This window comes from Sulfuritortus calidifontis (assembly GCF_003967275.1).
GTDB lineage: Bacteria > Pseudomonadota > Gammaproteobacteria > Burkholderiales > Thiobacillaceae > Sulfuritortus > Sulfuritortus calidifontis.
Genome location: NZ_AP018721.1, coordinates 448804 through 474293, shown reverse-complemented (window position 1 = coordinate 474293; position 25490 = coordinate 448804). Strand labels below are relative to the sequence as shown.

Here is a 25490-nt window from a genome sequence, read left to right as displayed (position 1 = left end):
CGTTTTCATTAGCGCCCTGGCTCCTCGCCCCAGAGGACCTTGTGCAACTGCACCTGCAGGCGCACGGGCAAGCGGTCGCGCAGGATCCATTCGGCCAGCTGGCGCGGCTGCAATTTTCCGAACACCGGCGAGAACAGCACCTCGCAGCGCTCGGCCAGGCGATGCTGGCGCAACAGCTCGACCGCCCAGCGGTAATCGGCCTCGTCGACGATGACGAACTTGACCTCGTCATGCGGCGTCAGCTGCTCGATGTTGGACCAGAGATTGCGTTCGACCTCGCCCGAGCCCGGGGTCTTGATGTCGACGATGCGCGCCACCCGCTTATCCACCGGGGCGATGTCCAGGGCGCCGCTGGTCTCGAGCGACACGTCGTAACCGGCATCGCACAGCGCCGTGAGCAGGGCCGGGCAATCGCGCTGGGCCAGGGGCTCGCCGCCGGTCACCGTGACCTGGCGCAGGGCATAGGCCGCCACCGCGGCAAGGATCTGCGCCAGGGTCATCCACTCGCCACCCTGGAAGGCATAGGCGGTGTCGCAATAGCCGCAGCGCAGGGGGCAGCCGGTGAGGCGGACGAAGACCGTGGGCAGACCGACGCGGCTGGTCTCGCCCTGGATCGAATAGAAGATTTCGGTGACCCGAAGCCGCGGTTCAGACACGATGGGCTTGGCTTATTTCAGGGTGGACAGCAGCTTCTGGGCGCTCTCGGCCGCCCGGCTGCCGGCATGCTGCTTGACGATCTGCTCCAGGGTCGCCTGGGCGGCCTTGGTCTCGCCCAGCTGCATCCTGGCCCGGGCCAGGCCGAGCATGGCGTCCGGCGCCTTGGGGCTGTCCGGATACAGCTGCAGCAGCCGCTGGTGCGACTCGACCGTGGCCTTGTAGTCGCCCAGGGAGAATTGGGAAAAACCGATCCAGTACTGGGCATTGCTGGCCAGGGCACTGTTCGGATAGGCCTTGAGGAAGGCCTGGAAATCCTTGATCGCGGCCTGATAGTTGCCGGCACGGATCGCGGCGAAGGCATCCTGGTAGACCTTGGTCTCCTGCTCGGAAGCGCCGGCATCGGTCGCCGGCGTTGCGGCGACCGGGGCAGTGGCGGCGGGGGTCGGCCTCGCGGCCAACTCCTTCAACCGGTCATCCAGGTCGGTATAAAAGTCCTTCTGGCGTTTCTCGGCGGCGGCCAAACGATGGACCAGTTCCTCCTGGACCCCCTTCAGCTTCGCCAGTTCCGCCTTCAGCTGTTCGACCTCGTTGAACAGGGCGAGCACGCCCTGGTTCTCCAACTGGCCTTCAAGCTTGTTGAAACGATCCTCCAGCGCCTTGAACGCCTGCATCAGCGCTGCCGGCTGCGGCTGGCCCGCCTCGATCACCGGCGCAGGCGCCGCCCCTGCCGTGCCCCAGACGAGGCACAGCAGGGACACAAGGCTACGCTGAAAGACGTTCATGCCTTACTGCTCACTCTCCGTCGTAGCGAATCTCGACCCGACGGTTCTTGCTCCAGGCCGCTTCGTCATGCCCCGGCACGGCGGGCTTCTCCTCGCCGAAGCTGACCGACTCCATACGCTCCTCGGGCGCACCCAGCAATTGCATGGCCTTGCGCACGCTGTCGGCACGGCGCTGCCCCAGGGCGATGTTGTAGTCGGGGCTGCCACGCTCGTCGGCATGGCCTTCCAGGTTGACCTTGGCCTTGGCGTTGGCCTTGACGAAGCCGGCATGGGCCTCGAGCACGGCGCGGTATTCATTGCGGATGGCCGAGCTGTCGTAATCGAAATAGATCACGCGCTGACCCAGGGCGCCGGGCGCATTCTTGGGCGGGGCAACCAGATTACCGGCGCCCAGGGCGGTGCCACTGGCGTCGCTGCCGGCCAGGCCCTGGGTCTGCACCGTCGACTGGGCGCCACCGGCGCCACCGGCCGAACGGTCCTCGATCGCGGCATCCTTGCCCGGCTGCTGGGCACAACCGGCCAGCATCGCGGCCAGCACCACACCGTAGACTGCATATTTCATCTCAAGCACTCCTCTGCAAATCGTTCAAATTGGAAACAGCATCCCTGCCTTACTGATTCTTCAGCGGCGCCCAGGCGGGCTCGCGCAGATCGCCCGACTGCGACAGCCGCTGCTTGACCTGGCCGTCGACGCTCACCGTCGCCAGCGTGGCCTGATTGCCGGTCCGGGTGGCATACAGGATCATCCGGCCGTTGGGTGCGAAGCTGGGCGACTCGTCGTGGTCGGTATCGGTCAGCACCTGGCTCTGGCCAGTGGCCAGGTCCATCACCGCCACCAGAAAGCGGCCATCGCGGCGATGGAGAAAGGCCATGGTCTTGCCGTCCGGCGACAGGGCGGGCGACACATTGTACCCCCCCTCGAAGGTCAGGCGCTGGGCCGCGCCGCCAGCCAGCGGCATCCGGTAGATCTGGGGGCTGCCGCCGCGATCGGAAGTGAAGTACAGCCAATGGCCGTCCGGGCTGAACGCCGGCTCGGTATCGAGCCCGCTGCTGCTCATCAGGCGGCGGGGCGCGCCGCCCTCCAGGTCGATCAGGTAGATCTGCGAAGACTCGTCCTTGGATAGCACCACGGCCAGCTGCCGGCCGTCGGGCGACCAGGCCGGCGCCGAATTGGAGCCCTTGAACCGGGCCACGGCACGGCGCCGGCCATCGAAGATATTCTGCACGTAGACCACCGGCTTCCTGTCCTCGAAGGAGACATAGGCCAGGCGGCTGCCGTCGGGCGACCAGGCCGGCGACATCAGCGACTCGGGCGAACTGGCGATGGTGACCGCGTTGTAGCCATCGACATCGGCCACCTGCAACTCATAACGGCCGCCGCGCTTGAGCACATAGGCGATGCGGGTGCTGAAGACGCCGGGCTCGCCGGTCAGCTTCTCATAGACGGCGTCGGCGATCTTGTGCGCGACCAGGCGCAGGTTCTGCGCCGGCACCGTATAGCTCATGCCCAGGAGTTGCTGACCCTTGACCACATCGAGCAGGCGGAAACGCACCTCGTAGCGGTTGCCGGCCTGGGCGATGACCTGGCCGATGACCAGGGCGTCGGCACCCTTGCCGCGCCAGACGGGAAAACTGACCTGCTGCGGCTCGACCGGCTGAGGCCGCACATCCTGGCCGTCGACCAGGCGAAACAGGCCGCTGCGCTGCAGATCGGCGCCGATCACCTCGGCCGGATTGAGCACGCCGGCCGGCGCGGCGAACGCGGCGGCGGCGATGGGGATGCGGTTGGCCCCGCCGCCGACGATCTCGATGGTCATCGCTGCCCAGGCCGGCATGGCACACAGGGCGAGGAGCAGCAGACAAGCGCGGCGGGAGAGGGAACGAATCAACATTTTCAGCCTATTGTATCAGCCCTCCTGGGGCCGGAATTTCAGGGTCAGACCGCTGCGGAAGCTGGCTGCGGCGGCCGGGTCGGGCGGCATCGGCAGGGGCGAGGCCTTGAGGATGGCCCGCTCCACCTCCTGGTCGTAGGCGGTCTGGCCGCTGGTCCTAACCAGCACCGCCCGCTGCACCTCGCCGTTGGGCAGCAACTCGACCCGGAACACCGCCTCCGGGTTCCCGGTCAGATTGCGCGGCAGGCGGATGTAGCTGCGAATCTTCTGCCGGATGCGCTCCTGGTAGTCTGCGATCAATTTGTTGCGCGCCGCGCTGGCCTGCTGTTGCTGGCGCATCTGGTTCAGCTGCGCGGCCTCCTGCGCCAGTTCGCTGTCCATCTGCTCGGCCAGTGTCCTGTCCAAGGCGCGCTTGCGCTCCTCCATCGCCTTCTTGCGCGCCGCCTCTTCCTTCTGCCTGCGCTCGGCCTCCAGCTTTTTCTCCTGCTCGAGCTTGAGCCGTTTTTTCTCTTGCTCGATACGCTGCAACTCGGCCTCGCGCTGCTTGGCCGCCTCCTTGGCCTTGAGCGCAATGTCGGCCTTGCTCGGCTCCGGCTTCGCCGGGCTTGGTTCCGGATTTACTTCGGCCGGCTTGGGCGGCGGCGGCGGCAGGGGCCTGGGCTCGGCCTGCACCGGCGGCGCCGGCAGGCTGGTCCAGAGCTCGGCCATCACCGGCAGACTCGGCGCCTGCCGCCAGGACACGCTGAACACCAGGGCCAGAAAAAACACGGCGTGGAACAGCAGGGCCAGGGCCCCGGCCGACCACTGCTGACGACTGGTCAGCGGGCTCACGGCACCGGCTTCACCAGCAGGCCGACCCGGGCGATGCCGGCACGCTGCAGGACATCCATCGCCCGCATCACCGCTTCGTAGCGCACCGATTTGTCGGCGGCGATCACTACCGGCTGTTCGGCCTTGGCCCGCCGGCGCACGCTGTCGGCCAAGTCGGCCTCGGCCACCCGCACCGGGTCTGCCGAACCATTGCGGTCGCGCAGCCAGTAGGAGCCATCGGCCTTGATCGTCAGCTCCAGCGGCGGCACCGGCGGCGTTGCGCTCTTGCCGACGCTGGGCAGCTCGACCTGGGCGGGATTGATGAAGGGCGCCGTGACCATGAAGATCACCAGCAGCACCAGCATCACGTCGATGTAGGGCACGACGTTGATCTGGTTCATCGCCTTGCGCGGGCGGCGGCTCATGACGCTCAGGCCTTCAGGATCTGGCGTTGCAGGATGTTGGAGAACTCTTCCATGAACACGTCGAAGCGGTTGGCCAGGCGGTCGATGTCATGGGTGAAGCGGTTGTAGGCGACCACCGCCGGGATGGCGGCGAACAGGCCGATGGCAGTGGCGATCAGGGCCTCGGCGATGCCGGGCGCGACGTGGGCCAGGGTGGCCTGGGAGACGTTGGCCAGGCCGCGGAAGGCATTCATGATGCCCCAGACCGTGCCGAACAGGCCGACATAGGGCGAGACCGAGCCGACCGTGGCGAGGAAGGGCAGGTGCGACTCCAGCGCATCCATCTCCCGCTGGTAGGCAGCGCGCATGGCACGCCGCGAGCTGTCGAGGATCGCCTGCGGGTTCAGGCCCGGCTGCCGGGTCTGCTTGAGGAATTCACGGAAGCCGGCGCTGAACACCTGTTCCATGCTGCTCGCCTGGTCGCCCAGTTGGCTCACGTCCTGATGCAGGGTTGTGAGCTCGCCGCCGCTCCAGAATTCCTTCTCGAACTCGTCGGCCAGCTGCCGTTCGCGCTTGAGCGTCATGTACTTGGTGAAGATCATCCACCAGGACACGAAAGAGGCGGCCAGCAAGAGCAGCAGCACCAGCTTGACCACCCAGCTGGCGTTGGCCACCAGACTGATCAGCGACATTTCGGTTTCGAGCGACAGCGCCATTCAGCACCCCAAGCGTTGTTGGATATGGACCGGGATTTTAGCGGGGCGGAATTGCTCCCGCGTGACACAGGCGATCTTGACCCGGGCCGTGACCAAAGGTTCGCCTGCACGTTCGATGCGCTGGGCCATGGCCAGGCTGGCCTTGTTCAGCTCGGCCAGACTGCAGACCACATCGAGTGCATCGTCGAAGCGCGCAGGCTTCAGGTAATCGACCTCGACATGGCGCACAACGAAGACCAGGCCGTCCTGCTCCGCCAGATCGGTCTGCTCGATGCCCAGACCGCGCAGCCACTCGCTGCGGGCGCGTTCCATGAACTTGAGGTAATTGGCGTAATAGACCACGCCGCCGGCGTCGGTGTCTTCCCAATACACCCGCACCGGCCAGACGAACTGCGCCTCACTCATCGAACAGATCCTGATTCTGGATCCGGGTCGGCGCGGCCAGGCCGAAGTGGCGATAGGCCAGCGGCGCGGCCACCCGGCCGCGCGGGGTGCGGGCGAGAAAGCCCTGCTGGATGAGATAGGGTTCGAGCACGTCCTCGATGGTGTCGGCCGCCTCGCCGATGGTGGCGGCCAGATTCTCCAGGCCCACGGGCCCGCCGGCGAACTTCTCCAACAGGGCATGCAAGAGCTTGCGGTCCATCACGTCGAGGCCGCCCTGGTCCACCTCCAGCATCACCAGCGCGGCATCGGCCACCTCGGCGGTGATGCGACCGCCGGCCTTGACCTCGGCATAGTCGCGCACCCGGCGCAGCAGACGGTTGGCGATGCGCGGCGTGCCGCGCGAGCGGCGAGCGATCTCCAGCGCGCCCTCGGGCGAGATCTCGATATTGAGCAGCCGGGCCGAGCGAGTGACGATATGGGTCAGCTCCTCGGCGTTGTAGAACTCCAGGCGGGCGACGATGCCGAAACGGTCGCGCAGCGGGTTGGTCAGCATGCCGGCCCGGGTGGTGGCGCCGACCAGGGTGAAAGGCGGCAGGTCGAGCTTGACCGAGCGCGCGGCCGGGCCCTCGCCGATCATGATGTCGAGCTGGTAGTCCTCCAGCGCCGGGTAGAGGATCTCCTCGACCACCGGCGACAGGCGGTGAATCTCGTCGATGAATAGGACATCGCGCGGCTCCAGATTGGTCAGCAGCGCGGCCAGGTCGCCGGCCCGTTCCAAAACCGGGCCGGAGGTGACGCGCAGGTTGACCCCCATCTCCTTGGCGATGATGTGCGCCAGGGTGGTCTTGCCCAGGCCGGGCGGGCCGAACAGCAGCACGTGGTCGAGCGCCTCGCCCCGGTTCTTGGCAGCGGTGATGAAGATGTCGAGCTGTTCGCGGGCGCGGGCCTGGCCGACGTATTCGGACAGTTTTTGCGGGCGCAGGGCGCGTTCGAAGGCCTCTTCCTCGCGGGAAGTGGCGGCGGGCGAGATCAGGCGGTCGGGTTGCAGCATGGCGGGAACTTAGCGGAGTCGCGGGGCCGGGTCAAACCTTGGAGCCGGCTCAGACCTTGGCCAGGGACTTGAGCGCCAGACGGATGCCCTCCTCCACCGCGACACCCTCGGGCAGGGCCTTCACCGCAAGCGCCGCCTCCTTCTCGCTGTAGCCCAGGGCGATCAGGGCGTTGAGCACGTCGCCGCCGGCGCGCGGCGCGACAACGCCGGTGGCGCCGACGATCTCGTCGGCCAGCTTGCCCTTGAGTTCCAACAGCAGGCGTTCGGCGGTCTTCTTGCCGACGCCGGGAATCCGGGTCAAGCGCCCCACCTCCTGCAAGGCCACCGCCTCGGCCAGATCGGCCACCGACAGGCCGGAGAGCACGGCCAGGGCGAGCTTCGGGCCAACGCCGCTGATCTTGATCAGCTGACGGAAGGTCTCGCGCTCGGTCGCGGTGAGAAAGCCATACAACTGCTGGGCGTCCTCGCGCACGGCGAAATGGGTGAGCAGGGTCACCCGCTCGCCGGTGGCCGGCAGGTTGTACAGGGTGCTCATGGGCACATCGAGCTCGTAGCCGACGCCATTCACGTCGATCAGGATCTGCGGCGGGTGTTTTTCCAGCAGGGTGCCGGTGAGGCGTCCGATCAATTTTGTCTCCTCACAACATGCGCCCGGCGCGCCGACGGCGAGCGGCGGTGACCAGGCCACCCAGGCCCTGGCCGCCGTGGGCATGGCAGATGGCGCAGGCCAGGGCATCGGCCGCGTCGGGGCTGGGTTCGCCCGGCAGTTTGAGCAGGCGCATCACCATGTGCATGACCTGCTGCTTGTCGGCGTGGCCGTTGCCGACCACGGCCTGCTTCACCTGCAAGGCGGTGTATTCGTAGACGCTCTGGTCGGCATGGGCCAGGGCGGCCAGCGCCGCGCCCCGGGCCTGACCGAGCAACAGAGTGGATTGCGGATTGACGTTGACGAACACCTTTTCCACCGCGCAGGCCTCGGGCTTGAAGGTCTCGATGATCTCCTGCAGCCCGGCGAACAGGATCTTGATCCGCGCCGGCAGTTCGCCGTCCTGGGTGCGCACCACGCCGCTGGCGACGTAACTCAGCTTCTGGCCATCCTGGTCGATGACCCCATAGCCCGTCGCGCGCAGGCCGGGGTCGATGCCCAGGATGCGGATTCGTGAGGGGTGAGGCGTGAGGCGTGAGGAGGAAGGCATCAGGATTCCTGGCGTTGCGCCTTGATTAGGCCAGCAAGCAATTTAAACATCTCGTCCACAATCCCATCCGCTTTATTCTCGCGCGGACAGAAACCCAGCTCCACGCTGATTCGTATCTGGGTTTCCAATTCGCTAAGAGACCCTCTGGCGATTATCAGAAACTGGGCAAATTCCTTGGATGTCTCTCTGGCCGCGCCTTCTGCAATATTGCTCGGCACCGAGACTGCCGCCCGTCGCATCTGGGCGACAAGGCCATACATTTCGGATGGTGGGAAAGAGGCCGTCAGCGTATAAATCGCCTTCACCAACTCGATAGCCTGTTGCCAGGCCTTGAGGTCGTGATGTCTACGCCTCACTCCTCACTCCTCACTCCTCACTCTGATCACTCCGGCAGGATGGCGGAGGTGTAGACCTCCTGGACGTCGTCGAGGCCTTCCAGCATGTCCAGCAGCTTCTGGAATTTCACGGCGTCCTCGCCGCTGACCTCGGTCTCGTTCAGGGGCTTCATCACGGTCTCGGCCATGGCCACTTTGAAGCCGGCCTTCTCCAGGGCCTCTTTCACATTGGTCAGGTCGTCGTAGGGCGCGGTGATGACTTCGATCGAGCCGTCCTCGTTCGGGATCACGTCCTCGGCGCCCGCCTCCAGCGCGACCTCCATCACGGCGTCCTCGCTGGCGCCCGGCTCCAGGATGATCTGGCCGCAGTGCTTGAACTGGAAGGCGACGCAGCCGTCGGTGCCCATGTTGCCGCCGTTCTTGGCGAAGGCGTGACGCACATCGGCCACGGTGCGGGTCTTGTTGTCGGTCAGGCAGTCGACGATCACCGCGGCGCCACCCGGACCATAGCCCTCGTAGCGCACCTCTTCGTAGTTCACGCCCTCGAGCTGGCCGGTGCCGCGCTTGATCGCGTTCTCGATGTTGTCCTTGGGCATGGACTCGGCCTTGGCCTTGTCGATGGCCAGGCGCAGGCGCGGGTTGGCGCCGGGGTCGCCGCCGCCCAGCTTGGCGGCCACGGTGATTTCCTTGATCAGTCGCGTGAAGATCTTGCCCCGCTTGGCGTCCTGACGGCCCTTGCGGTGCTGGATGTTCGCCCATTTCGAATGTCCGGCCATGATTCCTGCCTAATGCCACAAAAATGAAAGCCGGTATTCTACTCCGCCGCAGGGGCTTCAGGCCGACAGGGCGCGGCTCATGCGCACGGTCTCGGCGGTCAGATCGCGCAGGCGCCTGGCCAGATCGGCATCCTTCAGCCCGCCGTCTTGATCGAAGGCCTGGTCGGCATGGCCGACCGCGACCATGCCCGGCAGCACCAGCATGCCCACGGTGTTGAGCACATTGCGCACGGCATCCAGGCCGCGCAGGCCACCCAGACTGCCGGGCGAAGCGGAAATCAAGGCCGCCGGCTTGCCGGCGAAGGGATTGGTGCCGCGCACCCGCGGCGTGCGCGAGACCCAGTCGATCGTATTCTTGAGCACGGCCGAGATCGAGTTGTTGTATTCGGGCGAGGCAACGATCAGGCCGTGGTGCTGGGCCACGATCTCCTGCAGGCGGAAGGCGTGCTGGGGCGGGCCGTCGCCGGCCTCGAGGTCGCCGTCATAGAGCGGCATGGGGAATTCGCGCAGGTCGAGAAAAGTCGCCTCGGCCCCGTTGGCTGCCACCTCGCGTGCGGCCAGGCGGGCCAATTGTTTGTTGAAGGAGCCCTGCCGGGTGCTGCCGGCAAACACCAGAATGCGGGTCATGCAAAAGTCCTTAAGCGGGTAAATCGAACAACAGGATTTCGGATTCGGCCTCGCCGACGAGTTCGAGCCGCGCCTCCTCGACGACCTTGGCGCCGTCGCCGGTCGCCAGCGGCCGGCCGTTGAGGCGCATCTTACCGCGAGCCAGATGCAGATAGGCCTTGCGGCCAGGAGAAAGATCGAAGGCGAGGCTTGCGCCCGGGCCGAGCAGACCGGCATACAGGGCCGTGTCCTGATGGATGCGCACGCTGCCCTCGCGCCCGTCGGGTGAGGCCACCAGGCGCAGCCGACCGCGTTTCTCCTCCGGCGCGAAGGACTTCTGCTCGTAGCCCGGCGCGATGCCGCGCGCCGCCGGCTGAATCCAGATCTGCAGGAAATGCACCGGCGCCGCATCCGAGGCATTGAACTCGCTGTGGCGGATGCCGCGCCCGGCACTCATGCGCTGGACGTCGCCCGGCCGGATGACCGAGCCGTTGCCCAGGCTGTCCTTGTGTTCCAGCGCACCTTCCAGGACATAGGAAATGATCTCCATGTCCTGATGGCCATGGCTGGGGAAGCCGGCGCCCGGCGCCACGGTGTCGTCGTTGATCACCCGCAGCACGCCAAAGCCCATCTCCTGCGGATCGTAGTAATCGGCGAAGGAGAAGGTATGCCAGGAATCGAGCCAGCCGTGGTCGGCGTGGCCGCGGGCATGGGCGGGTCGCAGGGTGATCATGATGCCCGCCTTAGTCCTTGAAGGCCTCGACCGGGATGTTGATCCGCACCTCGTCGCCCACCGCCGGCAGGTATTTGGTCATGCCGAACTCCGAGCGCTTGATGCTGGTGCTGACGTCGGCCGCGCACAGTTCCTTGCGATTGAGTGGATGGAAGCCGCAAGTGAAGCCGGCGATGGCGAGGCGCACCGGCTTGGTCACGCCGAGCAGGGTGAGGCTGCCCTCGGCCGCCACCGGCTTGTTCGCGTTGAACACGAACTTGTCCGACTTGAAGCGCATGGTCGGGTATTGGCCGACGTTGAAGAAGTCCTCGCTCTTCATGTGCTTGTCCCAGTCGTCCAGGCCCATGTCGATGGAATCGGTGGCGATGGTCACGTCCACGCTGCCTTTCTGCTTGGCAAGGTCGAGCGTGATCTTGCCGCTCACCTGATTGAAGCGGCCGCGCTGGGTGGAAAAGCCCAGGTGATTGACCTCGAACACCGGGAAGGTGTGGCGCGAATCGATGCTGTAGCTGTCGGCGGCGAAGACGGGGGCGGTCAGGGTGATGCCGATCAGGCCGGCGATGATGGTCTTCTGGTTCATGGTCTGTCCTCTCTTGGGTGGTGGCTTCAGGGTTTTCGGGCGGGCCGGGTACTGGCCGCCACGATGCGGAACTTGATCTGGACCTCGTCGGCGACGATGCCGGTGTCGCCCCAGGGGCCTTCGCCGATGCCGAAATCCAGGCGCTTGAGGGCGAAGCCGCCCTCGAACACGCCTTGGCCGCCGGCCGGGCGGAAGCTGAAGGGCGCCGTCACCTCGCGGCTCTTGCCCTTGATGGTGAGCGTGCCGCGCACCTCGTAGCGGTCGCCGCCCAGGGGCCTGACACCGGATGAAACGAAACGAGCCGTGGGGTACTGGCGCACATTGAACCAGTTCCTGCCCACCACTTCCTCGTTCGCCTCCCTGGAGCCGGCGTCGATGCTGGCCAGGTCGATCTCGATGCCGGCCTGCGCCGCCTGCGGCCGGGCCGGGTCGAAACTGAGCTGGGCATTGAAGCGGCGGAACTGGCCTTCCACCGGCACCGCCATCTGTTTGGAGACGAAGCCGAGCCGGCTCTGGTCCAGGCGGACCTGATCGAACGGCGCGGCCTGGACCGCGAGCGACAGGGGCATGAGCAGGATCAGGGCAAAACGTTTCATGGCGCCTCCCGGGCCTTGTTCAACCAGGGCAACATGCGGCCCAGCACGGCGTCGCGCTCGAGCCATTGGTGTTTCAGCGCGGCCCCGACATGGGCGAGCAGCAGGACGATCAGACCGTAGTTGAGCGTCGTGTGCAGGGCGGCCAGGGTCTCGGCCAGGGCCGCGTCCTTGACCAGCAGATCGGGGATGGGCAGCAAGCCCAGATAGACGGTCTGAAAGCCCTTGGCCGAACTCATCAGCCAGCCGGAGAGAGGGATCGCCAGCATCAGGACATAGAGCAGGCCGTGCAGGACATGGGCGGCGGTCTGCTGCCAGGCCGGAATCGTCGCCGGCAGCGCGGGGGCCGGGTGGGTCAGGCGCCAAAAGACGCGGACCAGGGCCAGGCCGAATAGCGTCACCCCCAGCCACTTGTGCCAGGCGTATAGCTTGAGCTTGGTCGGCGACAGCGCCAGCTCGGTCATGGTCAGCCCCAGGGGCAGGGCGGCCAGGATCAGGCCGGCCATCAGCCAGTGCAGGGCGATGGCGGTGCGGTTGTAGGCGGCCGGTTTCATCTATTTCGTGCAAATATAAAGAATGACAGGAACCATGTTAGGCACTATAAGTCACCATTGATACCGAAATGATTTGAGTGAATCATTCAGTTTTTTAGAACATGAAGCTCTCGCTCGAGGCCCTCGAGGCCCTGGACGCCATCGACCGCCACGGCAGCTTCGCCGCAGCCGCCCGCGCCCTGCACCGGGTGCCGTCCGCCCTCACCTACACCATCCAGAAACTGGAGCAGGATCTCGACGCCCTGCTGTTCGACCGCCGCGGCCACCGGGCGGTTCTGACCGAGGCCGGAGCGGAGTTGCTCAAGGAGGGCCGGCACCTGCTCAATGCCGCCGGCGCCCTGGAGTGCCGGGTGCGCCAGGTGGCCAAGGGCTGGGAGGCCGAGCTGGTGATCGCGGTCAACAGCCTGCTGCCGATGGCGCCCGTGCTCGAGCTCTTGGCCGAGTTCTATGCGGCACACGGCGAAACCCGGATCCGCCTGATCGAGGAGACCCTGACCGGCGCCTGGGACGCCCTGGCCGACAACCGGGCCGATCTGGTGCTGGGCGCCAGCGGCGATGCGCCGCCGGGCGGCGGCTATCGCAGCCAGGTCCTGGGCGAGCTGGATTTCGTCTTCGCCGTCGCACCCCACCATCCGCTGGCGGCGCTGCCGGACCCCCTGCCCGCCAGCGAGCGCGGCCGCCACCGCGCCGTGGTGGTGGCGGACAGCTCGCGCCGGCTGCCGGCGCGCAGCGTCGGCCTGCTCTCCGGCCAGGAGACCCTGACCGTGCCCGACATGGCGGCCAAGCTGGCGGCCCAGATCGCGGGCCTTGGCGTGGGTTTCCTGCCGGAATATCTGGCCCGGCCCGAGATCGCCGCCGGCCGGCTGTTGGAAAAAACGCCGGAGGAAGGCAAGCCGCGCGAGATGCTGGCCCTGGCCTGGCGTGCCAGCCACCGCGGCCGCGCCCTGGCCTGGTTCCGCGAACGCGCCCTGAGCGCCGGGTTCCGTGCCCGCTTGCTGCCCGGCGGTAAAATCGAAGCCTAGTTTTCAGGAGATTCCATGACCGCCCCCCTGCTCATCGCCCAACGCGACGACCACGAGATTTACCTGCTGCCGCAGATGGCCAACCGCCACGGCCTGATCACCGGCGCCACCGGCACCGGCAAGACCGTCACCCTGCAGACCCTGGCGGAAGGCTTCAGCCGCATCGGCACCCCGGTGTTCATGGCCGACGTGAAGGGCGACCTCTCGGGGGTGGCCAAGCCGGGCGGGGTCGGCAAAGCGACCGAACGGGCCCGGCAATTGAATCTCGCCGATTACGCACCGGAAGCGTTCCCCGTGGTGTTTTGGGATGTCTGGGGCGAACAGGGCCACCCCATCCGCGCCACGGTGTCCGACATGGGCCCCCTGCTGCTCGCGCGCATGCTGGGTCTGAACGAGACCCAGGAGGGGGTGCTCAACCTGACGTTCAAAATCGCCGACGACGAAGGCCTTTTGCTGCTCGATCTCAAGGACCTGCGCGCCCTGCTCCAATACGTCGGCGAGAACGCCAAGCGCTACACCACCGAATACGGCAACCTCTCCGCCGCCAGCATCGGCGCCATCCAGCGCGGCCTGTTGGCACTGGAAAGCCAGGGCGGCGATCGGCTGTTCGGCGAGCCCATGCTCGACATCCACGATCTGATGCAGACCGACGACAAGGGTCGTGGCGTGATCAACCTGCTCGCCGCCGACCGGCTGATGCAATCGCCCAAGGCCTACGGCACCCTGCTCCTGTGGCTGCTGGCCGAGCTGTTCGAGAACCTGCCCGAGGCGGGCGATCTCGATAAGCCGAAACTGGTGTTCTTCTTCGACGAGGCGCATCTTTTGTTCAAGGACGCGCCCCAGGCCCTGCTCGACAAGATCGAGCTGGTGGTGCGGCTGATCCGCTCCAAGGGCGTCGGCGTCTACTTCGTCACGCAAAACCCGGCCGACATCCCCGACAGCATCGCCGGCCAGCTGGGCAACCGGGTGCAACACGCCCTGCGCGCCTTCACCCCGAAGGACCAGAAGGCCCTGCGCGCCGCAGCCGAAACCCTGCGCGACAACGTCGAACTGGACGAGGCCGCGGCCATCGCCGAACTCGGCGTCGGCGAGGCGCTGGTCTCCTGCCTCGACGCCAAGGGTCAGCCCACCATCGTCGAGCGCGCCCTCGTCGTGCCGCCGCGCGGCCAGATCGGACCGCTCACGGCGGCCGAGCGCGCCGCGCTGATCCAGGGTTCCGTGCTCTACGGCCATTACGAAAAGGCGGTGGATCGGGAATCGGCCTACGAGTTGCTCAAAGGCCGAAGCGAACAACAGCAAACTGCGGCCGAACCCGCGGCCAAGCCCGGGCGCGCCCCGGCCGCCGGCCGCCAGACCGTGGCCGAGGCCATGGTCAAGAGCGCGGCCCGCGCCATCGGCAGCCAGCTCGGCCGCGCCATCATCCGCGGCGTGCTCGGCTCGCTGCTCGGCGGCCGGCGTTAGAGGAAAAGACATGACCATCGACTTCGACAGCAAGGCCCGTCAGTGGGACGGCAACCCCGTCTTCGTCGAGCGCGGCCGCAAGATCGCCCAGGCCATTCGCGCCCGGGTGCCGCTCGACCGAACCATGCGCGCCCTGGACTACGGTTGCGGCACCGGCCTCTTGAGCTTTCCGCTCAAGGAGGCGCTGGGCCACATCACCCTGAAGGACAGCTCGGCCGGCATGCTCGAAGTGCTGCGGGAAAAGATCGCCGCGCAAAACGTCACCAACATGACGGTGCGCCAGGCCGACCTCACCGCCGAACCCCTGCCGGAGGAGCGCTACGACCTGATCTACAGCGCCATGACCCTGCACCACATCCCGGACACGGCCAAGATCCTGCGCGTCTTCCATGCGCTGCTCAACCCGGGCGGTTACCTGTGCATCGCCGACCTCGACCAGGAGGACGGCTCCTTTCACGGCCCCGAGATCGAGGTGCACCACGGCTTCGACCGCGCCAACCTCGCCGCCCAGGCCGAACAGGCCGGCTTTGCCGACATCCAGTTCGACACCGTGTTCGAGATCGTCAAGGAAACCGGGGCAGGCAGCCGCGCCTACCCGGTGTTTCTGCTGACGGCGCGCCGCGCTGCGGGGCGCTTGTAGTGGCCCGCACTACGGCGCGCCCCGCCGCCTTGCGCTGCATCCCGCAGCGGGCCGGCGCGCACGGGGTGTTAAGTCCGACAGGCTCCTAGGCTGCCACCGGCTTGGCTCGCCTGCGCTGCCGGCGGCCGCCCGCCTCGAAGCGCTGGGCATAACCGAGCCAGCCCATGAGCAGGCGCACCAGCCCCAGGCTGGCGCCATGCAGCCAGCGGACATACCAGGGCAGCCGGTGCCAGTCGCCGCGATGCACCTGGTGCGCGCCCTCGGCCATGGCCCGGCGCAGGCTGGCGCCGAGTTCGGCGGCGAAGCCGGCATCGTGCACCACGACATTGGCCTCGCGCGCGAGCAGCAGGCTGAACGGGTCGATGTTGCTGGAGCCGACCGTGGCCCACCTGGCGTCGATCACCGCCACCTTGGCATGCAGGTAGCTGCGCCGGTACTCGTAGATCTCGATGCCGTGCTCCAGAAACTGCCGGTACAGGGCCCGGGTGGCATAGTGCTGCAGGCGGTACTCCACCAGGCCCTGTAGCAGGAGCGTGACCTTCACCCCGCGCCGGGCGGCATCGAGCAGGGCGTGGCGAAAGCGCCGGCCAGGCAGGAAATAGGCGTTGGCGATGAGGATCTCCGCGCGCGCGTGGCCGATCGCCCAGAGATAGGACCGCTCGATCCGCCGCCGGTTGCGCAGGTTGTCGCGCACCAAAAATTCCGCGCGCTGGTCACCGGCCTTGCCGGGCTGCGGCGTGAGCCAGGGCTCCTGCAGCGCGCGCACGTGCAGGCGGCTCCATTGCACCAACTGCCAGAGGTGGCGCGCGGCCTGGTGCACCCGCGCCACCAGCGGGCCCTCCACCTGGACCGCATAGTCGTAGCGCGGCGCGGTCATGGCCGGGCCGTTCAGATCGTCGATGATGTTGATGCCGCCGACGAAGGCGAGGCGGGCGTCGATCACCGCCAGCTTGCGATGCATGCGCCGCAGCCGGTGCCGGCGCAGCTTGAACGGGGCCAGCTCGGGCCGGTAGAACAGCAGCTCCACCCCGGCCGCCCGCCACATTGCCTGGATGGCCTGCGGCAACAGACGAGCGCCGAAACCGTCGAGCAGCACCCGCACCCGCACCCCGCGCCGGGCCGCCTGGGCCAACGCCTCTGCCACCGCCAGGCCGAGCGCATCGGCCTCGAAGATGTAGCTTTCCAGGTGGACCTCCTGTTCGGCAGCGGCAATGGCCACGAGCAGGGCGGGAAAATATTGGCCGCCGTTCTCCAGCAGGGTGATGCGGTTACCGCCGACCCCTCGCATCTCAGGCGGCGGCAGACACGGACTGCAATGGCGCCAGACGCAATTGCGCGGTGAGCGGCGCGTGGTCGGACAGCCGGCGCCAGCGGCTGCCATGCAGGACCTGGGCCGACTCGACCTCGAAGCCACGGACGTAGATGCGGTCGAGGGTGAACAGCGGAAAGGCGGCCGGGAAGCTGCGCGCCGGCCGGCCATGGGCCACCTCGAACACCTCTTTCAATTGCAGCTCGTGCGCCATGTAGCTGGCCGCCTTTTGGCGCCAGTCGTTGAAGTCGCCGGCGATGATCAGGGGCGCATCGTCCGGCACCAGGGCATGGATGCGCTCGGACAGGATGCGCAGCTGCTTGCGCCGGCCCGCCTCGTTCAGGGCCAGGTGCAGACAGATGGCGTGCAGCGGCTGCTCATAACCGGGCACGGCGATCTCGCAGTGCAAGAGGCCGCGGCTTTCGAACAGATGGGCCGAGATGTCCAGGTTGTCCCAGCGCAGGATGGGGTAGCGCGACAGGATGGCATTGCCGTGGTGGCCGTGGTCGTACACCGCGTTCTTGCCGTAGGCGAACTCCGGCCAGATCTCATCGGCCAGGAATTCGTATTGCGGCTCGACCGGCCAGGTCTCGAAGCGGCCGGCATGCAGGGCGTGCTCGCCGACCACTTCCTGCAGGAACACCAGATCGGCATTCAGGCTGACCAGACGGTCGCGCAGTTCGTGCACGACCATGCGGCCGTTGAAAAAGGACAGGCCCTTGTGGATGTTGTACGAGGCGACGCGCAGCGGCTGGCTCATGTGCCCATTTTACGCCGAGCCGGCGCTTAGCGTTTGGCGGCCGCCGCCTCCTTGGACAGATCGGGCTTCAGCTTGGGCCGGATGTCCTTGCCCGCCTCCTGGCCGGCCTCGGTCTTGGCCGCCGCGCTCTTGCCGGCTTCCTTCACCGGCTCTTTGGCCGATTCCTTGCCACTCGCGTCGGCCTTGGCCGGCTCCTTGTCGCCGGATTTCGTCGCCTCGTCGTGCGCGGCGATCGGCTTGCCTTCCGCGTCCAGTTCAGGCGGCTGGGCCTCCATCTTGCGCTCGGCCATGTATTCGTTCATTTCGCGCCAGCCGGCGTAGATCGCCGCACGCGGCGATCCAGGGTTGAGGTTGTAGCAGTCTTCCAGGCCACGGCCGGACAAGCGGCAGGAGGCGCCGATCGCCTTGGCCTCGGCCTCGACCTTGACCGGGTCCTTGATCCCCATGCGGTCCTTGACCACATCGCAACCGGCGAGCAGGAAGGGGATCAGCAGCAAGGCGGCAATTCGCATCATGGCAGTCATGGACAGTCGGATAAGTTGTTATCGGTGGCTCCGGCCAAAACTATAACGCGAAAGCCGCGCCGAATCAGTCCTCGGCCAGGATCTGGCGATAGGCCTGGCAGATGGTGTCGCCGAAACAGACGAAGATCACTTCGTCCAAACCGGGATGTTCGCGGCACCAGGCCCGCACCGTATCGACCGCGATGCGCGCCGCCTCAACCAAGGGATAACCGTAGACGCCGCAGCTGATGGCCGGGAAGGCCACCCGCCGGGCCCCCTGCTGCACGGCCAGGGCCAGGCTCTCGCGATAGCAGCTCGCCAGCAGCTCGGCCTCGCCGTGCCCGCCGCCACGCCAGATCGGGCCGACGGTGTGGACGATCCACTTGGCGGGCAGACGGAAACCGGGCGTGAGCCGCGCCTGCCCGGTCGGGCAGCCGCCCAGGGTGCGGCAATGCGCCAGAAGTTCCGGCCCCGCCGCTCGGTGGATGGCGCCATCCACCCCGCCGCCGCCGAGCAGGCTTTCGTTGGCGGCATTGACGATGGCGTCCACCTCGAGCGTCGTGATGTCGCCCTGCCAAAGGCTCAACCGGGTCATTGCCCGCCTTCCCCCAGCCGGCGGATCGCCGCGGCATTGCTTGGCGAGAAGCAGGCCTCGGCCGCCTCGCGCCAGGGCAGCCACTGGTAACGCAGATGCTCGCGCGGGGCGAGCGTGACCGGCAATGGCTCGGGCACGAGCAGGCCGAAGACGTGTTCGGTGTTGTGCGTGGTGCCCGGAGGGTAACGGTGCCGGTAGCAGTCGTAGATTTCGTAGACGGTGTGATAGCCCCAGTCGCTCAGCACGAACTCGGCCACGTCCAGGCCGGTCTCCTCGCGCACCTCGCGCCGGGCGGTGTCGATCAGGGTCTCGCCGGCATCCTGGCTGCCGGTGACCGACTGCCACCAGCCGGGGTGGTCGGCCCGCTCCAGCAGCAGGACTTGCCGGTCCGGCGTATGGATCACCACCAGGACGGAAACGGGGATCTTGTAGGGCATGGCCCGATTGTTTCAGCCTGCCGCAGGCCGGGCAAGCCCTGCCGCCCTTCCGGCCGATCCGACGCCGAAGAAAGCAAAAGGGCGGCCAAGCCGCCCCTTTGCCGGGCCGAAACGCGGGCGCTCAGCCCTTGGCGGCCTCGGCCGGCGACGCGGCCACCGGGTTGCGCAGGCGGATGTGCAGCTCGCGCAGCTGCTTCTCGTCGACCACGTTGGGCGCCTGGGTCATCAGGCAGTTGGCGCGCTGGGTCTTGGGGAAGGCGATGACGTCGCGGATCGACTCGGCGCCGGTCATCAGCGCGACCAGGCGGTCCAGGCCGAAGGCCAGGCCGCCGTGCGGCGGCGCGCCGAACTTCAGGGCATCGAGTAGGAAGCCGAACTTCTCGCGCCGCTCTTCTTCGCCGATGTTGAGCGCGGCGAACACCTTCTCCTGCACCGCCTCGCGGTGGATACGGATGGAACCGCCGCCCACCTCCCAGCCGTTGAGCACCATGTCGTAGGCCTTGGACAGGGCGCGGCCCGGGTCGCTGGCGAGATAGTCCTCGTGGCCGTCCTTGGGGCTGGTGAAGGGGTGGTGCAGGGCGTCCCAGCGATTCTCGTCCTCGTTGAACTCGAACATGGGGAAGTCGACCACCCACAAGGGCGCCCAGGCGCGGCCGTCGAGGTAGCCCTTCTCGTGGCCGAGCTTGAGGCGCAGCGCGCCCAGGGCGTCGTTGACGATCTTGGCGCGGTCGGCGCCGAAGAAGATGAGATCGCCGCTTTGCGCCCCGGTGCGCTCCATGATTGCACGCAGGGCCGCCTCGTTCAGGTTCTTGACGATGGGCGATTGCAGGCCGGTTTCATTGAGCTGGGTGACGTCGTTCACCTTGATGTAGGCCAGACCCTTGGCGCCATAGATCTTCACGAACTCGGTGTAGGCATCGATCTCGCCACGGCTGAGGGCGGCGCCCCCGGGCACGCGCAGGGCGGCGACGCGGCCCTTGGGATCATTGGCCGGGCCGGAGAAGACCTTGAAGGCGACATCCTTCACCGCATCGGTCACCTCGGTGATCTCCAGGGTGACGCGCATGTCCGGCTTGTCCGAACCGTAGCGGTTGATCGCCTCGGCGTAGGCCATGCGCGGGAAGGGCTTGGGCAGGTCGACGTCGATGGCGGCCTTGAAGGTCTCGCGGATCATGCCTTCGACCAGGTTCATCACGTCGTTCTCTTCGACGAAGGACATTTCCAAATCCACTTGGGTGAACTCGGGCTGGCGGTCGGCGCGCAGGTCCTCGTCGCGGAAGCACTTGGTGATCTGGAAGTAGCGGTCGAAGCCGGACACCATCAGGAGCTGCTTGAACAGCTGGGGCGACTGCGGCAGGGCGTAGAACATGCCGTCGTGCACGCGCGACGGCACCAGGTAGTCGCGCGCGCCCTCGGGCGTGGAGCGGGTGAGCATGGGGGTCTCGACCTCGATGAAGCCGTTGCCGTCGAGATGGTCGCGCATCAGCTTGGCCGTGCGGTAGCGCAGCATCATGTGCCTCTGCATCACCGGCCGGCGCAGATCGAGATAGCGGTAGGTCAGGCGCACGTTCTCCGACAGGTTCTCGTCGTCGAGCAGGAAGGGCGGCGTCACGCTGGGGTTGAGCACCTCGATCTCTTTGGTCAGCACCTCGATCTCGCCGGTGCGGATGTTCGGGTTCTCGGTGCCGGCCGGACGGGCGCGCACGCGGCCGGTCACCTTGAGCACGTACTCGGCGCGCACCTCCTCGGCGATCTTGAACGCCTCGGGGGTGTCGGGGTCGATCACCACCTGCACCGTGCCCTCGCGGTCGCGCAGGTCGATGAAGATCACGCCGCCATGGTCGCGTCGGCGATGGGCCCAGCCGCAGAGGGTGACGGTTTGATCGATGTCCGCGCGGGTGACCGCGCCGCAGTGATGACTACGCATTCGGAAAATCCTTGAGAGTTCAGTCGCCGGGGTAGTTGGCCGCCTTGGCTTGCGGCACCACCATGCCCATGGACACGATGTATTTCAGGGCCGTGTCGACCGAGATGTCGAGTTCGATCACCTCGTCACGTCGCACGTAGAAGTAAAAACCGTTGACCGGGCTGGGCGTGGTCGGGATGAAGGCTGCCACGTACTCGGCGTCGAGCTTGGCCGCCACCTCGTCCGGCACATTGGTCTGGAAGGCGAGCGACCAGGCCTCGGGGTGGGGATAGCGCACCAGCAGCACCTTCTTGAAGGCCATGCCGGAACCCGACAGCAGGCTGTCGGACACCTGCTTGACGCTGCCGTAGATCGACTTCACCACCGGGATGCGATTGAGCAGGGCCTCCCAGAAGCGCAACAGACGCTGGCCGATCAGGTTGGCGGCGAGCAGGCCGGTGAGGAAGATCACCAGGGCGGTGAGCAGCACGCCCAGGCCGGGCAGGCGAAAGCCCAGCCATACCTCCGGTCGCCACTGCTCGGGCAACAGCAGCAGGCTCTGGTCCATGGCGCCGATCAGGGCATCGAGCACCCAGGCCGTGATGCCGAGCGGAACCCAGATCAGCAAACCGGTGATGAAGTAGCGCCTGACAGAGGCCATATGACCTATTCAAAAAATGCTTGCGTTAAAACGAAGGGCGGAGCCGCGCCCCGCCCTGTGTGCCGAACTGCCTTGCCCGCCTCAGGCCGCGCAGCCGCCGCAGCCGCCGGCGCCGCAGGCATGGGCCGGCGCCTCTTCCTTCTTGGGCGCGCTGCCGCCCTTGAAGTCGGTGGCGTACCAGCCGGAACCCTTCAGCTGGAAACCGGCCGCCGTCAGCATCTTGCCGTAGCTCGCCTGGCCGCACTTGGGGCAGGTGGTCAGCGGGGCATCGGAAATCTTCTGCATGACATCTTCCTGGTGCCCGCAGGAAGCGCACTGATAAGCATAAATCGGCATGGTTGCCTCCAGATTGCCAAGTTTGGGGGGAATTATATCAACGAATTCTTATATTTAGGCAGTCCGGCCGGATTTCAATGGCCGGTTCACCAGCCCAGGCGGAGGCTAACAAAGGCCTGGCGTTCGGCGGTGTAATCGGAGAATTCCATATGCTTGTCGCCCAGATTCTGCAGCGTCAGGGCGATCTCATCCTCCGAACCGGCCTTGCCCAGCCGTTTGGCGAGCTTCAGGTCGATTCGGCGGTAGCCGGGCTGCACGTCGCCGTCGCTCGGCCACATCATGTCGCCCAGCCAGTAGGCCGCGACGCTGACTTGCAGGCCACGGGAAAAACCGCGGGACCAGAGCAGACTGGTCGACTGCATGGGGGCCGAATCGCGCCAATCGACATCGACCTCGCCCTGGGTGGAGATAGTGGTCACCGCGTGGGACAGGACGAAGCGGCCAAACTGCGGATGCCGCCAATCCAGACTGGCATCGCCGCCACGCACGCGGACATCGCCGGCGTTGTAAAAGTAGTAGGCCTTGGGATTGCCGAATTTGTCGCCGATCAGGAACTTGCCTGGATAGCCGAAGGGTCGAGCATAACCGGCCGGCGCGGTGAACGGGCAGGCGGCGGTGTCGAGCGTACAGGTCTTGGCATCGATGTAATTGCTGTGATCTTCCATGAACAGGCGCAGTCCCGCCTGTGCCCGCAGTTCGGGGAAGCGGCCGATGTAGGCCACCTCGCGGAAGGCCACGGCCTCCGGCAGCAGCGATTGATAGGACCAGTAGCCGACCTCTGCGATGCCGCCGCCGTAGGTGTAGACCTCGCGCGACTTCATCTCGAACAGGTTGGGCGCTCGATAGCCCCGGCCGACGCTCAGGCGCAGGCTGTGCAGGGGCGTCAGGGCATAGTTGAGGGCGAGGCGGGGCGAGAACAGGGTGTCGGTCAGATAGTGTTTTTCCACCATGCCACCAAGGTGCAGCAGCCAGCGCGGCAGGAACTGCCAGTCGATGTTGCCGAACACCTGCCACTGGGTGCCGCTGACCTCGCCCAGACCATGGAGATAATGCGCCGACTCCACCGCATCCCGGCGCACACCCAGGCCCCACACCCCCTTCAGCCGATCGTTCCAGACGTGGGCTTGCTGCAGCTCCAGGTCATCCCGCCGCATGTCGACATCGAGGTTGACCGGGATGAACGGCACCACCGCCGCTGGATCGGTCGGATACACCAGGTAACGCTCCCGCTCCGCGCGGCTGTAGTGGTAGTACTGCCAGGCGATCTCCGAGCCCTGGTCATAGGCCCGGCGCCAACCCAACTGGAGGAAAAGGTTGCGGTTGTCGCGGTCGTGGTGCGGCTCGATATTGGTCAGCTTGTTGCTGCCAACCTCGTCGGTGCCCTGGCTGAAGCCTAACTGGAGCCGCCACTCATCCGCCGCTCGCGGCCGGTAATGCCATTGGCCATAGAAGGTCTGGCGCTGGATGCCCTCTTGCCAGTCGTAATTCTGACGCCCAAGATCCTGGAAGTTGGTGGCCGCCCGGCTGGAGGCGCTGAACCGCCAGGCCGATTCGCCGTCGCCACCACCGGCCCGGGCATAGGCATCGTAGTGGCCCTGGCGGCCATAGGCGGCATAGGCGGCGATGCCGGCATCCTGGACAGGCAGCCGGGTGATGATGTTGATCACGCCCTGCAAGGCATTGGCACCGTAACTGGCCTGGTTGGGCCCGCGCACCACCTCGATGCGCTCGATGTCGTCGAGCCGCAGCGGCAGGTCCTGCCAGTCGACACCGCCGCGGAAGGGATCGAAGACCGAGTGGCCGTCGAGCAGCACCAGCAAGCGTCGGGAATAGCCGTCGCCCAGCCCACGGTTGACCACAATGGGCGATCCGTCCGGCCAGTCGGCCACCAGAAAACCGGGCGCCAGCCGGAACAGATCGTGGATCTCGCTGGCCCCCGAGGTCCGGATCATGTCCCGGTCGATCACCGTCACCGGCGCCGGCGCATCCAGCGGCGACTGCGCGATGCGCGCGGCGGTCAGCACCGTCGGCAGCTCCATCAGGAACAGGTCCTCGGACACCTCCGCCCAGACGGACTGCGCCATCAGCATGGGAGCCAGCACGGCAAGCTGGCACAGCATATTCAATCGGCTCATTCGCACGGGCGCTACTCTACCGCAGCCGGCCGCAAGGTCCGACTAGGCCCGCAAATAGGCATGGCGCAAGCGGGCATAGTCGACCTTGCCCGAGCCCAGCACGGGCAGGTTGTCGAGCACCCGGATCTGGCGTGGTACCGCCAGCTCCGGGTAGCCCAGGCCGTGGGCGGCGGCGGCGAGTTGCTCGCGGCTGAGCGCGGAATCGGTGGTGAACAGGATGATGGCCTCGCCGCGCGCCAGATCGGGCACGGTGAGCGCGGCATGCTGGGCCTGGCCCGAGGCGGCGCGGGCGATGGCCTCGGTCATCTCCAGGCAGATCAACTCGCCGGCCACCTTGGCGAAACGCTTGAGCCGGCCGACGATGGTGAGATAGCCCTCGGCGTCGATCTCGACCACATCGCCGGTGTTGTGCCAGCCGGGGCCGGCCTTCGATCCCGGCGGCTGCAGCAGCCCGGGGGCCTCGTAGCGGTAATAGCCGGACAGGCTGTTGGGGCCGCGCACATGCAGCTCGCCGCCGCCGGCGATGCCCTCCACCGGCAGCAGCTTGGCCTCGACGCCGGGCAACAGGGGGCCGACGGTGCCGGGTCGGTTGCGGCCGGGCGGATTCACCGCCAACACCGGCGCCATCTCGGTCGCGCCATAACCTTCGTGGATCTCGATGCCGAACTTCTCGTGCCACAGGCGATACACCGGCTCGGCCAGCTTTTCCGCCCCGGCGATGACGCAGCGCAGCGACTTGAAATCTGCCGGTTCGGCCGCTCGGCCGTACTGATTGAGGAAGGTGCCGGTACCGAACAGGGCGGTGCTGCCGTCACGCCGCACCAATTCGATGATGGTCTTGGCATGCAGCGGGCTGACATAGAGCAGCAGATGGCAGCCGGCGAACAGCGGCAACAAGGTGCCCGCGGTCAGACCGAAAGAATGAAAGATAGGCAGGGCATTGAAGAAACGGTCCTGCGTTGTGAACGGGAAAGCCTGGCGAATCTGGGCGATGTTGGCCAGGATGGCCCGATGCGAGAGCACCACGCCCTTGGGCCGCCCCTCGGTGCCCGAGGTGAACAGGACGACGGCCGGCGCCTCCGGATCGCCCTTGGCCACGGCCAGATTCGGCGCCCACAGGGCGAAACCCAGCAGCCACAGCCTGTCGAGCCAATTGAAACGGGGCCGCAGATCCTCCAGATAAATCAGCTGCACCCCCTTGAGCGCAGCGGCCACGCCGGCCAGGTTGGCCTTGGCCAGAAACTCGCGTGAGGTCAGCACGGTGCGGATGCAGGCGGTCTCGCAGGCGTTCTGGATCACTTCCGGCCCGGCCGTGTAGTTGAGCAGGCAGGGCACCCGGCGGAAGGCGCTGAGGCCGAAGATCAGGCCCAGGGTGGACACCATGTTGGGCATGAACACCCCGACATGCTCGCCCGCTTGAGTCAGCTTGCAGGCGAGGCGTCCGAGCGCCAAGCTGATCTTCAGCAGCTCGCCATAGCTGTACTGGCCGGGCCGCATATCCTCGACTCGGTCCGGTCGATGCCGGCCGTGGCGACGCATGGCTGCGACCAGAGCGGAAAACAGGGTATGACGGGAATCGAAATCGAACGGCTGCGCCGGCCAGACCGCGACCGAGTGGTCGCCGGCGGATGGGGCATCAGGGCACATCGGACCTAC

31 protein-coding genes are annotated in these 25490 nt (G+C 66.8%); 3 read left to right on the top strand and 28 right to left on the bottom strand.

All coding sequences use genetic code 11. The annotated features are described in order from the left end of the window. Positions 1 to 8: 8 nt before the first annotated feature. From queE to EL388_RS02555, 18 genes are read right to left on the bottom strand one after another with little or no spacing between them, the layout of a single operon-like run. Positions 9 to 656 carry a 7-carboxy-7-deazaguanine synthase QueE gene (queE, locus tag EL388_RS02645; protein ID WP_126459179.1) on the bottom strand — a complete coding sequence of 216 codons (648 nt, stop codon included), beginning with the start codon at positions 654 to 656 and terminating at the stop codon, positions 9 to 11. A 12-nt stretch (positions 657 to 668) separates the two neighbouring features. Beyond that, entirely contained in the window at positions 669 to 1415 is a 747-nt protein-coding gene (gene ybgF / locus EL388_RS02640; protein ID WP_165919080.1) for a tol-pal system protein YbgF, read from the bottom strand. Between the two features lie 34 nt (positions 1416 to 1449). After that, the gene (pal, locus tag EL388_RS02635; RefSeq protein ID WP_126459173.1) at positions 1450 to 2001 is read right to left on the bottom strand and encodes a peptidoglycan-associated lipoprotein Pal; all 552 of its coding nucleotides are present in this window, start codon (positions 1999 to 2001) and stop codon (positions 1450 to 1452) included. A gap of 49 nt (positions 2002 to 2050) precedes the next feature. Further along, positions 2051 to 3331: a Tol-Pal system beta propeller repeat protein TolB gene (tolB, locus tag EL388_RS02630; RefSeq protein ID WP_126459170.1), complete on the bottom strand. Its 1281-nt coding sequence runs from the start codon at positions 3329 to 3331 to the stop codon at positions 2051 to 2053. 15 nt (positions 3332 to 3346) lie between these two features. Next, on the bottom strand, positions 3347 to 4162 hold the full coding sequence (locus tag EL388_RS13795) for an energy transducer TonB (RefSeq protein ID WP_165919081.1): 816 nt from the start codon (positions 4160 to 4162) through the stop codon (positions 3347 to 3349). Then, positions 4159 to 4566 carry a protein TolR gene (gene tolR / locus EL388_RS02615; protein WP_126459161.1) on the bottom strand — a complete coding sequence of 136 codons (408 nt, stop codon included), beginning with the start codon at positions 4564 to 4566 and terminating at the stop codon, positions 4159 to 4161. Before tolR ends, EL388_RS13795 begins: the two co-directional genes overlap by 4 nt. 5 nt (positions 4567 to 4571) lie before the next feature. After that, positions 4572 to 5261 carry a protein TolQ gene (tolQ, locus tag EL388_RS02610; RefSeq protein WP_197721810.1) on the bottom strand — a complete coding sequence of 230 codons (690 nt, stop codon included), beginning with the start codon at positions 5259 to 5261 and terminating at the stop codon, positions 4572 to 4574. Next, positions 5262 to 5666, bottom strand: a complete 405-nt coding sequence (gene ybgC / locus EL388_RS02605; protein WP_126459158.1) for a tol-pal system-associated acyl-CoA thioesterase — start codon at positions 5664 to 5666, stop codon at positions 5262 to 5264. Further along, positions 5659 to 6696, bottom strand: coding sequence for a Holliday junction branch migration DNA helicase RuvB (gene ruvB / locus EL388_RS02600; protein WP_126459155.1), 1038 nt, complete (start codon positions 6694 to 6696; stop codon positions 5659 to 5661). Before ruvB ends, ybgC begins: the two co-directional genes overlap by 8 nt. Positions 6697 to 6745: 49 nt before the next feature. After that, positions 6746 to 7324, bottom strand: coding sequence for a Holliday junction branch migration protein RuvA (gene ruvA, locus EL388_RS02595; RefSeq protein WP_126459152.1), 579 nt, complete (start codon positions 7322 to 7324; stop codon positions 6746 to 6748). Positions 7325 to 7334: 10 nt separating this feature from the next. Then, positions 7335 to 7892, bottom strand: a complete 558-nt coding sequence (gene ruvC / locus EL388_RS02590) for a crossover junction endodeoxyribonuclease RuvC (RefSeq protein WP_172599377.1) — start codon at positions 7890 to 7892, stop codon at positions 7335 to 7337. Continuing rightward, positions 7892 to 8248: a four helix bundle protein gene (locus tag EL388_RS02585; protein ID WP_126459149.1), complete on the bottom strand. Its 357-nt coding sequence runs from the start codon at positions 8246 to 8248 to the stop codon at positions 7892 to 7894. Before EL388_RS02585 ends, ruvC begins: the two co-directional genes overlap by 1 nt. Positions 8249 to 8274: 26 nt before the next feature. Then, complete coding sequence (locus EL388_RS02580; RefSeq protein ID WP_126459146.1) at positions 8275 to 9003, bottom strand: YebC/PmpR family DNA-binding transcriptional regulator; 729 nt, start codon at positions 9001 to 9003, stop codon at positions 8275 to 8277. A 57-nt stretch (positions 9004 to 9060) separates the two neighbouring features. Beyond that, positions 9061 to 9630 carry an NADPH-dependent FMN reductase gene (locus EL388_RS02575; protein ID WP_126459143.1) on the bottom strand — a complete coding sequence of 190 codons (570 nt, stop codon included), beginning with the start codon at positions 9628 to 9630 and terminating at the stop codon, positions 9061 to 9063. 10 nt (positions 9631 to 9640) lie between these two features. Continuing rightward, complete coding sequence (locus EL388_RS02570) at positions 9641 to 10342, bottom strand: pirin family protein (RefSeq protein WP_126459140.1); 702 nt, start codon at positions 10340 to 10342, stop codon at positions 9641 to 9643. Positions 10343 to 10352: 10 nt separating this feature from the next. Further along, the gene (locus EL388_RS02565) at positions 10353 to 10922 is read right to left on the bottom strand and encodes a YceI family protein (protein WP_126459137.1); all 570 of its coding nucleotides are present in this window, start codon (positions 10920 to 10922) and stop codon (positions 10353 to 10355) included. Between the two features lie 26 nt (positions 10923 to 10948). After that, positions 10949 to 11518 carry a YceI family protein gene (locus EL388_RS02560; RefSeq protein WP_126459134.1) on the bottom strand — a complete coding sequence of 190 codons (570 nt, stop codon included), beginning with the start codon at positions 11516 to 11518 and terminating at the stop codon, positions 10949 to 10951. Beyond that, positions 11515 to 12069: a cytochrome b gene (locus tag EL388_RS02555; RefSeq protein ID WP_126459131.1), complete on the bottom strand. Its 555-nt coding sequence runs from the start codon at positions 12067 to 12069 to the stop codon at positions 11515 to 11517. Before EL388_RS02555 ends, EL388_RS02560 begins: the two co-directional genes overlap by 4 nt. A gap of 101 nt (positions 12070 to 12170) precedes the next feature. On the opposite strand from EL388_RS02555, the gene EL388_RS02550 reads away from it, so the two are divergent. The 3 genes from EL388_RS02550 to EL388_RS02540 are packed head-to-tail and all read left to right on the top strand — an operon-like array spanning position 12171 to position 15192. Then, on the top strand, positions 12171 to 13091 hold the full coding sequence (locus EL388_RS02550) for a LysR family transcriptional regulator (protein WP_126459128.1): 921 nt from the start codon (positions 12171 to 12173) through the stop codon (positions 13089 to 13091). A 15-nt stretch (positions 13092 to 13106) separates the two neighbouring features. Then, complete coding sequence (locus EL388_RS02545; RefSeq protein WP_126459125.1) at positions 13107 to 14552, top strand: helicase HerA-like domain-containing protein; 1446 nt, start codon at positions 13107 to 13109, stop codon at positions 14550 to 14552. Positions 14553 to 14562: 10 nt separating this feature from the next. Further along, the gene (locus EL388_RS02540) at positions 14563 to 15192 is read left to right on the top strand and encodes a class I SAM-dependent methyltransferase (RefSeq protein WP_126459122.1); all 630 of its coding nucleotides are present in this window, start codon (positions 14563 to 14565) and stop codon (positions 15190 to 15192) included. Positions 15193 to 15277: 85 nt separating this feature from the next. Here the strand turns inward: EL388_RS02540 and clsB are convergent, their stop codons facing one another. The 10 genes from clsB to EL388_RS02490 all read right to left on the bottom strand — a co-directional run bounded on the left by clsB (position 15278) and on the right by EL388_RS02490 (position 25481). Further along, the gene (gene clsB, locus EL388_RS02535) at positions 15278 to 16480 is read right to left on the bottom strand and encodes a cardiolipin synthase ClsB (protein WP_126459119.1); all 1203 of its coding nucleotides are present in this window, start codon (positions 16478 to 16480) and stop codon (positions 15278 to 15280) included. A gap of 1 nt (position 16481) precedes the next feature. Further along, entirely contained in the window at positions 16482 to 17261 is a 780-nt protein-coding gene (locus tag EL388_RS02530) for an endonuclease/exonuclease/phosphatase family protein (RefSeq protein ID WP_126459116.1), read from the bottom strand. Between the two features lie 26 nt (positions 17262 to 17287). After that, a complete protein-coding gene (locus EL388_RS02525; RefSeq protein WP_126459113.1) occupies positions 17288 to 17776 on the bottom strand; it encodes a hypothetical protein in 489 nt (162 codons plus the stop codon). 73 nt (positions 17777 to 17849) lie between these two features. Next, positions 17850 to 18359 (bottom strand): O-acetyl-ADP-ribose deacetylase, encoded by a 510-nt coding sequence (locus EL388_RS02520; RefSeq protein WP_126459111.1) that lies wholly within the window; start codon positions 18357 to 18359, stop codon positions 17850 to 17852. After that, positions 18356 to 18796 (bottom strand): dihydroneopterin triphosphate diphosphatase, encoded by a 441-nt coding sequence (nudB, locus tag EL388_RS02515; protein WP_126459109.1) that lies wholly within the window; start codon positions 18794 to 18796, stop codon positions 18356 to 18358. The genes EL388_RS02520 and nudB overlap by 4 nt, the downstream gene beginning before the upstream one ends. Before the next feature lie 121 nt (positions 18797 to 18917). Continuing rightward, positions 18918 to 20723, bottom strand: coding sequence for an aspartate--tRNA ligase (gene aspS, locus EL388_RS02510; RefSeq protein ID WP_126459107.1), 1806 nt, complete (start codon positions 20721 to 20723; stop codon positions 18918 to 18920). 19 nt (positions 20724 to 20742) lie between these two features. Next, positions 20743 to 21363, bottom strand: coding sequence for a DUF502 domain-containing protein (locus EL388_RS02505; protein WP_126459105.1), 621 nt, complete (start codon positions 21361 to 21363; stop codon positions 20743 to 20745). An 81-nt stretch (positions 21364 to 21444) separates the two neighbouring features. Next, positions 21445 to 21699 (bottom strand): FmdB family zinc ribbon protein, encoded by a 255-nt coding sequence (locus tag EL388_RS02500; RefSeq protein ID WP_126459103.1) that lies wholly within the window; start codon positions 21697 to 21699, stop codon positions 21445 to 21447. Positions 21700 to 21785: 86 nt separating this feature from the next. Beyond that, complete coding sequence (locus tag EL388_RS02495) at positions 21786 to 23834, bottom strand: TonB-dependent receptor plug domain-containing protein (protein ID WP_126459100.1); 2049 nt, start codon at positions 23832 to 23834, stop codon at positions 21786 to 21788. A gap of 42 nt (positions 23835 to 23876) precedes the next feature. Then, positions 23877 to 25481 carry an AMP-binding protein gene (locus tag EL388_RS02490; protein WP_126459097.1) on the bottom strand — a complete coding sequence of 535 codons (1605 nt, stop codon included), beginning with the start codon at positions 25479 to 25481 and terminating at the stop codon, positions 23877 to 23879. Positions 25482 to 25490: the final 9 nt, after the last annotated feature.